This window comes from Bradyrhizobium sp. SOJA106, assembly GCF_059448745.1.
In genome coordinates, this window is record NZ_CM182549.1 from 6,088,097 (window position 1) to 6,101,491 (window position 13,395).

The following is a 13,395-nucleotide window of genomic DNA, read 5'->3' on the forward strand; positions in this document are numbered from 1 at the left end:
GGCCGGTTAGGAAAGGCCGGAATTGGGCCCATCGCCGCCGCATCCCACTGCCGAGGATATGCCGGCTATCAGGGGCAGACTGGACCTAACTTAAACCGGGTCAACCGTCGCGATTGACCCTTCTCGGACATCAGCCTAGCCCGGTAAGATGCGGTTCAGGCTAACCCGGCCCTTCCTGAATGATGGTCCAGACCGATATAATACCCTTTTAGACCCACGGGGCGTATATGGCGCGGCGTTCAAGGACGGGCGGGAAGACGAGCCAGTCGAAGACCCGCAAAGGCCGCAAGACCACCAAGAGCAAGCGCCTCATTGCGCCAGCGGCCAGCCGAGCGAAGCGTCGTTCGGTCGCCGGTTCGAGCAACGACCTAAGAGAAGCCCGCGAGCAGCAGGCGGCGACGGCCCAAATATTGAAGATCATGGCAAGTTCGCCTGACGATGTGCAGCCGGTATTCGAGGCGATTGCGATCAGCGCCAACAGGTTGATTGGCGGTTTCTCTACGGCAGTATTTCGGTATATCGACGGCATGCAACACCTGGAGGCGTTCACACCGACCAATCCGGTCGCTGACGAAGCATTGCGAGCTTCGTTTCCGCGGCCTCTCACAACGTCTTCGACGCTCTTCGAGTTGCTGCGTGATGGCAAACCAATGCAGATTGTCGATACCGACTCCTCGCCAAACATACTGGCCATGGATTTGGCCCGATTGCGCTTTCGCAGCATGTTGTTCACGCCGTTGATGAGAAATGGGGTGCCTATCGGCTTGATCACCGTGACACGAGGCGAGACCGGTTCATTCGCCGACCATCACGTGCAATTGCTACAGACCTTCGCCGATCAGGCCGTGATCGCCATAGAGAACGCGCGATTATTCAATGAGACCAACGAGGCGTTGGAGCGGCAGACGGCGACGTCGGAAGTACTGCGAGTCATATCCAGTTCGCCTGGTGGGCTTGGGCCGGTGTTCGAGGCAATGCTGGAAAATGCCGTGCGCATCTGCAGCGCCAGTTTTGGAACGCTGCTCCTATATGAAGGCGACAGGTTGCGGCGGGTGGCGCGAATGGCCGCGCAAAACGTGCCGCAATCGTATGCGCCCGACCAGGAAACGCCGCCACACTTCATCGCGCCATTTGACGGGGCGCCTTCGCTGGGGCGCCTCGTCGAGACCAAGGCGCTGGTTCACATTGCCGATATTGCCGCCGAGCATCCCGACGATCTGATCTACAAGGTCGCCGCAGCCCGCACCGTTCTGATTGTGCCGATGCTCAAGGAGGGCGAGCTTGTCGGCGCCTTTGCCGTCTACCGCAAGGAGGTGCAAGAGTTCAGCGACAAGCAGGTCGAGTTGCTGGAAAATTTTGCGGCACAAGCGGTTATTGCTATCGAGAACACGCGCCTGCTGCGCGAGTTGCGCGAACGTACCAGCGACCTCAGCGAATCCTTGCAGCAGCAGACCGCGACCGCCGACGTGCTCAAGGTGATCAGCCGCTCCGCGTTCGACTTGCAAACCGTCCTCGACACGCTGGTCGAATCGGCAGCCCGCCTGTGCGAAGCCGATATGGCGGCGATCACCAGGAAGTCGGGTGACGTGTATTTCAGAGCCGGCTCGTTCGGCTTTCCGTCCGAATTCGCCGAATACGTGAAGGACCTTCCGGTTGTGCCGGACAAGCGTAACATCACCGGCCGGACCTTGCTTTTCGGTCAGGTGATCCACGTCACGGACGTGCTCGAAGATCCCGACTACGAGTTCGAGGGCCAGGAGCTGAGCGGCAACCCCCGAACTTTCCTCGGCGTACCGCTGCTGCGCGAAGGCAATCCGGTCGGCGCCATCGTGTTGGCACGCCGAACAATTCAGCCGTTCAGCGAAAAGCAGATCAAACTGGTCGCGACCTTCGCGGACCAGGCCGTGATCGCGATCGAAAACGCCCGCCTGTTCGACGAGGTGCAGGCCAAAACGCGCGATCTGGAGGAAGCCCTCACCTACCAGACCGCGAGCAGCAACATTCTGGGCGTCATCGCCTCTTCGCCCACCGCGGTCACGCCGGCGCTGCAAGCAATTGTCGAGAGCGCCTGCAAGCTGTGCGATGCCTACGACGCCGGCCTGCTGTTGAAGATCGGCGGCGACCTGCATTACAGCGCCCATCACGGACCTATCCCGATCGGCCTGGACAAGTGGCCGATCAGTCGAAATTGGGTCACCGGCCGCTGCGTGGTCGACAAGATGCCGCTGCAAATCGCCGATCTTCAGGGCCCCGAAGCCGCCGAGTTCCCTGAGGGGCAGGAACACTCCCGTCGACAAGGCCACCGAAGCATCCTGGCGGTTCCTCTGCTGCGCGAAGGCGAAGCCATTGGCGCGATTGTGCTCCGCCGCCTGGAGCCGGTCGCCTTCAATGATAAGCAGATCAGCCAGCTGCAGACCTTCGCCGACCAGGCGGTGATCGCCATCGGCAATGTCCGCCTGTTCGAGGAAGTGCAGGCCAGGACACGCGAGCTCACGGAGTCACTTCAGCAGCAAACCGCGACTTCCGAGGTGCTTCAGGTCATCTCCAGCTCGCCGGGCGAACTCGAGCCGGTATTTGAAGCGATGCTCGAGAATGCCACACGGATCTGCGGCGCCAATTTCGGTACCATGTACCGCTACGATGGCGCCTTTCACCTCATGGCCTCGCACAATGCGCCGCCGGCACTCGTGGAAGCGCGCACGAGAACGCCGGTCCGTCTGCCTCCGCCGGATACGGGCCTGGGCCGATTGGAGAGAACCAGGCAGGTGGTCCACATTCACGACATCACGACGGAACCCGGCTATGCGGCCGACCATGCCTATGTTGCGGGAAGCAAGCTGTCCGGCGCCCGAACGATACTCCTTGTCCCGATGCTCAGGGATGCGCAGCTGGTAGGAAGTATCAATATATTCCGCCAGGAAGTGCATCCGTTCACGGACAAGCAGGTCGAGCTGCTCGGCAATTTCGCCAAGCAGGCGGTGATCGCGATCGAGAATGCACGGCTCTTGAAGGAACTGCACCAGCGTACCGATGACTTGTCGGAGGCGCTCGAATATCAAACCGCGATGGGCGAGGTGCTGAACGTTATCAGTCGCTCGCCGAATAATCTGCAGCCGGTGATGGACACGATCGTCGAGACGGCGCAGCGACTTTGCAGCTCGGAATACGCCCTCATGCTGCAGCAGTGGGACGACGGGACCTACCGGGTGGTCGCCCACGCCAACGCCAGCGACGAACTGGTGCACTGGGTTCACGACAATCCCGTCACAGCCGGCGACGGCTCCGCCGTCGGCATCGTTGCAGTCGAGAAGGAGACCGTTCACATCCACGATGCGCTGGCGGACCCTCGATTTAGCGACCTGCGCCGCCAGAAGATCTCCAGGGCCCGGACCATGCTTGGTGTTCCCTTGATGCGAAAGGACCAGGTCATCGGCGTGATCTTCCTGGCGCGATCCGAGGTGAAGCCGTTCACCGAGAAGCAGGTCGAGCTGGTGACGAGCTTCGCCGACCAGGCCATCATCGCCATTTCCAACGTCAACCTGTTCGAAGAAGTGCAGGCCAAGACGAGGGATCTGGAGGAGTCGCTGCAGCAGCAAACTGCCACCGCCGATGTTCTCAGGGCAATCAGCGCCTCGCCCGGCGATCTGGCTCCGGTGTTTCAGGCCATGTTGGAAAACGCCGGGCGCCTCTGCGAGGCGAAGTTTGCCATGCTGCGCCTGTTCGACGGCAGCAAATTTCACGGCGTCGCCTCGTGGAATGTGCCTCCCGCCTTCAGCGAATTTCATTCGCAAACTCCCATCGCGCTCGACCCCAAGCTTCCGCTGGGCCGCGCCGCGACGACCAAGCAGCCGGTTCACGTCCATGATGTGCTGCAGCATGAAGCCTATCTCGAGGGCTATCCAGGCATGATCGCTCTCGCGGAGATCGGAGGAGGCCGCACCCTGCTGCAGGTGCCGATGCTCAAAGAGGACCAACTCGTCGGAGGGATCGGCCTCTATCGCCAGGAGGTCCGGCCGTTCACCGAAAAGCAGATTGCCCTAGTGCAGAACTTTGCCGCTCAAGCCGTGATCGCGATCGAAAACGCGCGGCTGCTCAACGAACTTCGCCAGCGCACCGACGACCTGAGCGAATCCCTGCAGCAGCAAACAGCGACCTCCGACGTGCTCCAGATCATCAGCTCGTCGCCCGGCGATCTGGCGCCCGTGTTCGAAAAAATGCTGGTGAACGCAACGCGCGTCTGCGGTGCAAAATTTGGGTCGATGCTCCTGACCGAAAACGGCTCGATGCGGCCGGCCGCACAATACAATGTGCCCGCTGCGTTTGCCGCCGCTCGGGGCGACCGCCTCTTGACCCCGCATCCGAAGAGCGCCCTCGCCAAGGCGATCAGCACCAAGGAGGTCGTCCATGTTGCCGACATGCGAACCACCGAGGCCTATCTTGAGCGCTCCCCTGCATCGATTGAAATCGTCGAACTGGGCGGCGCCCGCACGGTCGCTATTGTGCCGATGCTTCGAGACGACGAGGTGATCGGCGCAATAACAGTCTATCGCGACGAAGTGCAGCTCTTCAGCGACAAGCAGATCGAGCTGTTGAGCAATTTTGCCAAGCAGGCCGTCATCGCCATCGAGAATGCGCGGCTGCTGAAGGAATTGCGCCAGCGCACCGAGGACCTCACGAAGTCCCTCGACGACCTCCGCACCGCGCAGGACCGCCTGGTGCAGACCGAAAAGCTGGCTTCGCTCGGCCAGCTCACCGCGGGTATCGCCCACGAGATCAAGAACCCGCTCAACTTCGTCAATAATTTCGCAGCGCTTTCCGCTGAACTGACCGAAGAGTTGAACGACGTCCTGAGGCCGGCGGCCATTGGCGACAAGATGCGCGCGCAAGTCGACGAACTGACCGGGCTTTTGAAGGACAATCTCGAAAAGGTCGTACAGCACGGCAAACGCGCCGACTCTATCGTCAAGAACATGCTGCTGCACTCACGCGAGGGACCGGGCGAGCGCCGCCTCGCCGATATCAATGCCCTGGTCCAAGAGAGTATAAATCTAGCCTACCATGGCGCGCGCGCAGAGAAGTCCGGCTTCAACATCAAGCTTAAGCAGGACCTTGACCCCTACGCGGGCGAAATCGAGGTGTACCCGCAGGAGATCACACGCGCGCTGCTCAACGTGATCTCCAACGGCTTCTATGCTGCCACTAGGCGCAGGTCCGAAGCGGGAGACGAGACCTTTGAGCCAGTGCTGAGTGCGACCACGAAGAATCTTGGCAATAAGGTCGAAATCCGCATCCGCGACAACGGCACCGGCATTCCGGTCGAGGTGAAGGAGAAGATGTTCAATCCTTTCTTCACTACCAAGCCAGCCGGCGAAGGCACGGGGCTCGGTCTGTCGATGACCCATGACATCATTGTCAAACAGCACGGCGGAACCCTCGATGTCGAGAGCGAGCTGGGTGTGTTTACAGAGTTCATTGTTATGCTGCCACGCGACACGACGGCACCGCTTCACGCTGACGTCCCCAATGACCGCTAGTTGCCCGCCAGCGAAGTTGCGCCTCGGCTGTCGGAAGTCCGCTCATGGAGCCAGAGCGGACCAGATTTGCTCAACCTGAGTCCTTCGCCTTTTGGAACCAAACCGGCTATTTCGCGCGACCGCCTGGTCAAAGATAGCCTTGGAAAAATGGTCGACCTCAACGAACTTGGCGACGCTGATCCTAGGAGTCTTCGAACTTGCAGCTTTGTTTTTCGCTGCAAACGTTCTCAAATGCCTGGCCACCGTCAAGCCTCATATGTGAAACAACGATACCAGCGCCTCGTCCGGGCGACCAACACAAAGGAGGAAACGCCGTGAGCGCGATCTGGCCGGAAATCCACTTCGAGACATGGCGCGAAACCTGTTCCGCGCTTCATTTGTATTGCCAAGTTGCCGGCAAGTATCGGCTCGCGAGGACTCCGTGGGTCAACCATTCATGGCACGCCACTTTCTACGTGAATGCTCGCGGGCTCACGACTTCACTGGTTCCAGACGGCTCAGGTATCGAGATCACCTTCGATCTCTCCCGGCATGTCGTGATCGGGGAGGCCTCTGACGGGCGCCGGGTTGAAATGGCGCTCGGGCCGATGTGCGTTGCCGACTTTCACGCCCGGTTCTGTGAGTTGGTGCGACGTCTCGGCGGCACACCGGAATTCGACGGCCGGCCCAATGAAGTCCCCGATCCGATTCCCTTCCAGGACGACTGTGAGATTCGCCCCTATGATGCAGATGCCGCGACGCGGTTCTTCCGGGCCCTGATTGCAATCGACCGTGTGTTTCGTCGGTTTCGGACGGGCTTCACCGGGAAGGTCAGTCCAGTCCATCTCTTTTGGGGCAGCTTCGATCTCGCGGTGACGCGCTTCTCCGGACGTCCCGCTCCGCTTCATCCAGGGGGCGTACCAGGTTTACCGGATGAAGTGACGCGCGAGGCCTACAGTGATGAAGTCTCATCCGCTGGCTTCTGGCCAGGCGGAGGCGGCACAGACTTTGCGGCTTTCTACTCCTATGCCTATCCCACTCCGAACGGCTTTGCTGACGAACAGATTTTGCCGACGGGCGCATATTTCGATCGGAAGCTCGGAGAATATCTCTTGGCCTACGACGTTGTGAGCAAGTCGAGCGATCCAGAGGCGACGCTCATGTCGTTTCTGGAAAGCACCTATCGGGCGGCAGCCGATCTCGGACGCTGGGATCGTGCCGCGCTCGAATGTCCGATTGGTCACCCCCTTCGGCCCCGCCCTCTGGACAGGACGAGATGAAGTTCGACGAGCCTTCCCTTGGTCAGCCAGAGCACCTTAAGCGCGACGTCGAGCCACTATGCTGTGCCGGCGGGGCTGCTCGTCCCATCGACGGTGGGCGCCGCCCGACTCGGATCTCCCTTGATGTCCGCTTTCAACGCGCCGCGTGCGATCCAATCGGTCGGATCCAGAACCGAAGTAGTATGCCGCCGAGCAAGGAGCAGAGCGCCGCCACTTGCAACACTATGCGTAGCGCGCGTTCGAACGCGGCCGTTGCGGCTTCGGTGATGCCGGCTTGTCCGGCCAGTATTGCATACAGCGCTTCGTTGGCTTGTGCCCGCGGCGCACCGGCAAGATGATACGAAAAGCTGGCAAACAAGACGGCACCAAGCGCCGCGACTGCAAAGAGACCTGCCACCCGGGCGACCGCGTTGTTCACGCCCGAAGCGAGCCCGGCGTGGGCGTCGCCTACCGACGACATTACCATCGACGTCAGCGGCGGGACTGTGATGGTCATACCGATGCCAAATACGCAGATCGCCGGAAACGCTCCGACCCAGTAGGATTGTCGGAAATCAGCAAAAGCCAGCAGCGCCAGACCGCAGCCTGCGATGACGGGTCCGAAGGTGAGCGACTGCTGCGACCCGAAACGGTCGGAAAGCATGCCGGCGAATTGCGCGCCGAAACCCATGATGAGAGCAAATGGAAGTAGCGCTGCACCGGCTTGCGTCGCGGAGTAGCCGCCGAGCCGGATCAAGCCAAACGGCAGATAATACAGCGCACCGCTTAGCGCAAAATAAAGCAACAGCGTCAATGCGTTGGCTGCGGCAAAACTGCGCGAACCGTACAGCGATAGCGGCATCATTGCTCGTGCGCCGAGCCGGGCTTCCATTCCGAGAAATAACAAGAGCAATAGAAATCCCGCCCCGAGCGCGCCGACTACGGTTCTGTCAGAAAATCCCGAGGCCGGAATGGCGTTAAGCCCCCAGGTGATCGCGGCGAGACCGGCGGCGACCGTGGCCGCTCCGGCCCAGTCCAACGATTTGGCGTTGTCATCTCGGGTTTCGCCTGCGAAGCTCGCAAGTCCCGCCGCGACGGCTGCGAGCGGCACAATGAGCAGAAAGATCGCGCGCCACGACACCTGATCGACGAGCCAGCCGCCCAATACTGGGCCGACGGCGACGGTCAGCGCGCCGACACCAGCCCATACTCCGATCGCATGGTTGCGCTCGTGCTCGTCAAAAGTCGCCCCCAACATCGCGAGGCTCGCCGGGATGAGGAGCGCGGCGCCACCCCCTTGGATGGCGCGACTTGCGACTAGCGCCGTGATGCTCGGTGAAAGGCCGCATGTAATGGAGGCGATGGTGAATATCGCAATACCGAAAACAAAGATGCGTCGACGGCCGTAAAGATCGGCAGCCGCCCCTCCAATCAGTACCGTAGCGCTTAGCAGCAGCAGGTAGGCACTAACGATCCATTGGGTCGCAGCAACGCTTGCATGCAGGAAGTGCTGAATCGTCGGCAGGGCGATATTCACGACCGAACCATCGACCAATGCCATGCTCGACCCGAGTATGGTCGCCGCCAGCGTCAGCCGCTTGCGTCTTTGCGACGGTGCCGCGTCAAAGGCTGGTGTCGCCCGGATAATGTTAGCCTCGCAGGGAGGTTGGGTGAAACCAATCATTTTGGGGACTCAAGAAGCGTGGCTGTCAGCGTGCGCCTCGCGGGCACTGTTGGCAACCGACGGATACGCCCGTTCCTCCGACGTCGGTTTGTTGCTCGCTCAGGCCGAGGTCGGCTCCTGTGCAGGTTTTTGGACGCCGGCAACGAGAGACGCTCCGCACGCTCAACTAACCGGCGTCCAAAAAGCGCCAAGGCACGAAGTCGCGGGAAGTTGGGCACTGGCCGGGCAGCGAGTGCTAAGCGGATTTGACGGCGGCGCTGACCTCGATGGTGGACGCGACGGAGGCAGGATGTGACCTGCGGATAGGGTCGCGGGCGAGATTGGGAGCATGCAATGGGCATCTCGGCGGCTGCTCGGAGTGCATCAACGCAGGATCCGGGCACTGCTGGATGCCATTGGGTTGAGCGAGAGCGCTACCGGCGTGGAGCCGGCATATCGGGCCAGGAAAACTGCAAGGCTTACACGCGGTGTTGGTCATGACGTGTCGATCCTGATCGGTGTTGGTCGCCAGCTCGGCGCGCAGCCGGGTGCGAAGGTCTCGATGACGATCATGCGCGCGCCACAGCGGGGACATGGGCGCGGCAGCACCCGCGGTGCATCCGGCGCACCATCCGGCTCTTATTGGGGATCGGCGGCAGACGGGACGACATTGAGGAGTGCGCGGGCGGTTGCGATGCTCTCGGCACGGTTGGTTGAGGCAAAGAGCCCGTAGTGGCGGATGCGGTGGAAACCCTTGGGCAGCACGTGCAGCAGGAAGCGCCTGATGAACTCGTGCGGGTGAAGCCGCATGGTCTTCCAACGGTCGGGGCCGCTGACGCGATAGTCCTTCCAGCGGAACGCAATCGCCTCCTCGTCGGCTGCAACGAGGCGGCGGTTGGAGATGGCGACACGATGGGTGTAACGGGAGAGATAGCGCAGCACCTGCGCGGGCCCCGCGAACGGGGCCTTGCAGTAGACCACCCACTTGATGCTGCGCAGCGGGGCGATGAAGCGCTTGAACGTTGTCTTGTCGGCAAGTCCGGCATGGGTGTTGAAGAACTTCAACTCGCCGGCGTCATGCGCATCCATGAGCATCGCCAGTATCTTGCCCCGGAACAGGCGCGCCAGCACGTTGACATGGACGAGGAAGTTGGAGCGCGCGGCGATCCATCGCGTGGTATCGAGCGAGAGCCCTCCACCCGGCACGATCATATGCACGTGCGGATGGTGGGTGAGCGCCGAGCCCCAGGTGTGCAGCACGGCCGTGATACCGATCCGCGCACCGAGGCGCTTGGGATCGCTTGCGATGGCGAGCGTCGTCTCGGCCGCTGCCTTCATCAGCAGGTTACAGATCACGCGTTTGTTCTGGTAGGCGATGTCACGCAACTCGCTCGGCAGCGTGTAGACGACGTGAAAATACGGCACCGGCAATAGCTCCGCTTCGCGGTCGGCCAGCCGTCGGCGTGACGCCGCACCCTGGCACTTCGGACAATGCCGGTTGCCGCAGGAGTTGTACGCGATCTCGGTATAGCCGCACGCTGTGTTCTCGCAGCGTGCGACGTGGCCGCCGAGTGCTGCCGTACGACAGCGCTCGATCGCACTCATCACCTTCAATTGCCCGAGGCTCACATGCCCCTGATTGGCGTCACGCCAAGCAGAGCCGTGATCGCGGAGGATGTCCGCGACCTCCAGAACTGGCCGAGCCACCGCCGGCGGCGCTACGGCGCTGGCGGCTCCTCACTGTCTCGCTGTCGCCGGCGGCGGCGCGAGGCGCTTAGGCCCTCGAGCGGGCTCTCGATCTTGGCAATCAGTCCGATCGCGACGCGACTGTAGCGGGCTGTCGTCTCAAGCTTGGAATGTCCGAGCAACGCCTGGATCACGCGAATGTCCCTGCCGCGCTCGAGCAGGTGGGTCGCGAAGCTGTGGCGAAGCGAATGCAGCGGGACCGTCTTGCGCAGCCCCGCCGGCTTTGGCGGCCTCCTTGAACAACCGGCTGAACTGACGCGTGGTCAGTGGCTGACGTTGCGGGAAACAGCCAGCGCTGTTCGGGCGCGACGCCGTTGTTGGACGCGGTCGGCCCCGCCTTCCCCCATTGCCGTAACAGCTTCAGGACCTCCGGCGGCAGCATCACGTGCCGGTCCTTGCGGCCCTTCGACTGCACAACGCGGATGATCTTCTGCTCGCTGTCGATGTCGCCCGCCCGCAGCCGCACCACCTCGCCGGCGCGCAATCCGCAACCATAGGCCAGCGTTAGCATCGCTCGCGCTTTCAGGCTCGTCGCCATGGTCAGGACACGCTTGACCTCCTCAGGGCTTAGCACCGGCGGCAACCTCTCGGGCTCCTTGATGTGCCAGACCTCGGCCGCCAGATCGTGACGACGTAGCGTGAAGCGGAACAGAAACCGCACCCCGGTCATGATCCGATTGCGGTTGCAGATGCTCATCCCGCTCTCGATCAGGTGCAGCTGAAATTGGCGCACCTCGTCGGGGGTTGCCGTATCGGGCGAACGTTTGAGCCAGGCGGCGAACCGCTTGCAACTGTAAATGTGGCCACGCCGCGTGTGCGGGTTGAGCTTGCGCGCAGCCATGTCTTCGATCATACGCTGACGCAGCGGACTGACTGTGTTGGTATCGCTCATGGAGAGCTCCTTCCTGAGTGAGGGTTGCAACACCTCGATTCTCAGGACGGGGGCTCTCTAGTGCTACCACTATCCTCTCAACTGGCTACCGGCCTCTCGGCTCTTGCTCCCGCGCAGCGGGCTGGAGCGCAGCGACTTTGTGCTTTGACCCGAATGCGAAGTCTAAGCGGGCAGTCAAATAGTCTGCTTATCGGGGGTGACCGGAAAAGGCGATGCGCCCGCGAGCAATAACCTTTCCGCTCACGGCCGGTTGTTCAAGGGCGTCCGACGAGCAATGGCAGCACGTGCGCACCGCCCGCCATGAGCGGATTCGACGGCTCAAAATGTTCCCGCAATTCTCGCTTCCGGACGAGTGAGCGCGCAGCGAGAAACGCATCCTTCAGGCTGACGGCTTTCCGGAGCGCGACGTTGAAAAAAGCGTCCCCAAAATAGGTCCACTTGGCCTCGTCCTGGCAGCCGAACGACGGATGCTTGTCATCGGCAGCGGTGATGACCAGCACATCGGGAGTCGCCAGGCGCGCGATAAAAACCCCGGAATAACAAGCCGAGATGACCACCACCTTGTGTCGCACACCTGTCTTCGCGAGCATGTCGCGGAGACGAGATGGTGTAAGCGTTTCTGTCAGGCGCCCCGCCTTGATTGCAAGGCCATCAGGAGAGCCATGGGAGGTGAGAATCAAAAAGAGAACATCTTTCTCGGGATCCAAGCGGTTGGCTGCCGTCTGCAACGACTTGGTCAGAGCTTCGATCGTTGCACTTCCTCCTTTCTTGGAATTGTACTCCACGTTGATTGGTCCAGTCTCGAAACGGCCGGCCACGACCTGAGCCGCGCCGGTCGCCTCGGATCTAAACACGCCTTGATCCCCATACAGGCCAAAGGACACCACGCCAACCTTTGCAGCGTTCTCAATAGCACGTACCGGAGGAACCAATGGCCAGATGGTCAGAAAAAAAGCGACGAGTGGCGCGCCGAGCCGCCCGATCGAGGACCTGGAGGTCATCGCGAACCTCGTTTCGAGATCGCCGCTTCAGAACTGCGGCTCAACACAAAATAGCGGAAAGCCAGTGGATTTTCATCCTTCCAAATGGAAGTGCAAGGGTCCGGACACGGCCGACGGAGACGATCGATGCGCGTTGAAAAAGGTCAGCTTGTCAGGGAGGACGGGAAGCCGCGATCCGGCAGATTGAGGGCCGAGTCTGACGCCCAGCGGACGTGGTAGGCCGCTCGTGCTTTTCGCGGCCCGCCGACCGCCTATTGCTTGGACGGCCGCGCTCCCACGGGCGCCCGGCGATTATGTGTCTTGACTTCGTTGATCTATCGCAATGGTCGACTTGCGGCGGAACGGATGATCGGCCTCAGCGAGATTGCGATGACCACGGATAACATGGCGGAAGCCGCCCGGCATCCGCATGTAGCCGAGGAGTACCGAACGATAGCGTCATGCACATCGGGTGAGGGACTGCGTGGGGTTACCTTAGACTTGCAGACGATTACGACTTGCTCGCCGCAAACCAAGATAGGGTCGCCGGTAATCGCACAGCTGCGAACTAGAGGTCGCGGTGGCGAACTTAGTTTTCGTATGCAAGTAAGCCCGATCCGTAGCCTTTGGTTTAGTTGCCGAACGTCAACTTTTCCGCTCAGGGGGCTTTTAGATCTCGGTACCAACTCCCAAAATACGTGTCTCCTTTATTTGCACAATTCCATCGGCAGTGGTTACGCAGGCATCGGCACAAACCGGTGCGGCGCCGTTGTCATCGACCAAGAGCACGGCGCGATTGGTCCCGAAAACCTCCATGCGAAGATCGCGTCAACGGCAGGCACCAACTGTCGTCCGGTTGTCAGGGTCGGCAAGCGCGACGAAGCAATGGTGAAGCTGGTGCTCGACATGGGCGCTGCTGGTATTGTGTTTCCGCAGGTGAATACCGCCCAACTGGCTACCGAGTGTGTCGCGACGACGCGCTATCCTCCTCGCGGTAAGGCGCGGCTTCGGTCCTTTCATCGGGCATTCCCGGTGGGGCGTATCCTTTCAAGATTATCCACCCAAGCTCGGGGACACTGTCGTCTGCAACATTCTAATCGAAACAAAAGCCGCGATTGACAATATAGAGGCTATCTGCGCCGTCGAAGCATCAGCGTCTTGGTTCTCGCGCAGCTCGACCTTTCGGTCGAGCTAGGCTGCCCTGGCCAGTTTGACAATCCCCTCTTTTTAGAAGCGGTGGAGCGGTTCGAGCGAGCCACAACCGCTGCCCAAGTGCCAAAGAGCACACTCGCTGCGACGGAGCAGCAGGTCCAGTCCGCTATAGAGCGCGGTTACGCGACCG

The 13,395-nt window shown here is 61.2% G+C and carries 7 protein-coding genes and 1 pseudogene; 3 read left to right on the top strand and 5 right to left on the bottom strand.

The annotated features are described in order from the left end of the window. Positions 1 to 227 precede the first annotated feature (227 nt). A complete protein-coding gene (locus AC5V87_RS28680) occupies positions 228 to 5,534 on the top strand; it encodes a GAF domain-containing protein (protein ID WP_495368480.1) in 5,307 nt (1,768 codons plus the stop codon). 314 nt (positions 5,535 to 5,848) lie between these two features. Next, entirely contained in the window at positions 5,849 to 6,793 is a 945-nt protein-coding gene (locus tag AC5V87_RS28685) for a DUF5996 family protein (RefSeq protein WP_495368481.1), read from the top strand. Between the two features lie 133 nt (positions 6,794 to 6,926). On the opposite strand, the gene AC5V87_RS28690 is transcribed toward AC5V87_RS28685, so the two are convergent. The 5 genes and pseudogenes from AC5V87_RS28690 to AC5V87_RS28710 form a co-directional block, all read right to left on the bottom strand. Continuing rightward, entirely contained in the window at positions 6,927 to 8,456 is a 1,530-nt protein-coding gene (locus AC5V87_RS28690) for an MFS transporter (protein WP_495368482.1), read from the bottom strand. A 474-nt stretch (positions 8,457 to 8,930) separates the two neighbouring features. Next, positions 8,931 to 10,142 (bottom strand): annotated as a pseudogene (locus AC5V87_RS28695) (IS91 family transposase). Between the two features lie 11 nt (positions 10,143 to 10,153). Beyond that, complete coding sequence (locus AC5V87_RS28700; RefSeq protein ID WP_495371963.1) at positions 10,154 to 10,393, bottom strand: tyrosine-type recombinase/integrase; 240 nt, start codon at positions 10,391 to 10,393, stop codon at positions 10,154 to 10,156. Further along, entirely contained in the window at positions 10,312 to 11,073 is a 762-nt protein-coding gene (locus AC5V87_RS28705) for a tyrosine-type recombinase/integrase (protein ID WP_495368483.1), read from the bottom strand. The genes AC5V87_RS28700 and AC5V87_RS28705 overlap by 82 nt, the downstream gene beginning before the upstream one ends. Before the next feature lie 254 nt (positions 11,074 to 11,327). Then, positions 11,328 to 12,074, bottom strand: a complete 747-nt coding sequence (locus tag AC5V87_RS28710) for a C13 family peptidase (RefSeq protein ID WP_456837063.1) — start codon at positions 12,072 to 12,074, stop codon at positions 11,328 to 11,330. Positions 12,075 to 12,374: 300 nt separating this feature from the next. Between AC5V87_RS28710 and AC5V87_RS28715 the strand changes: the two genes are divergently transcribed. After that, on the top strand, positions 12,375 to 13,172 hold the full coding sequence (locus tag AC5V87_RS28715) for an aldolase/citrate lyase family protein (RefSeq protein WP_495368484.1): 798 nt from the start codon (positions 12,375 to 12,377) through the stop codon (positions 13,170 to 13,172). Positions 13,173 to 13,395: the final 223 nt, after the last annotated feature.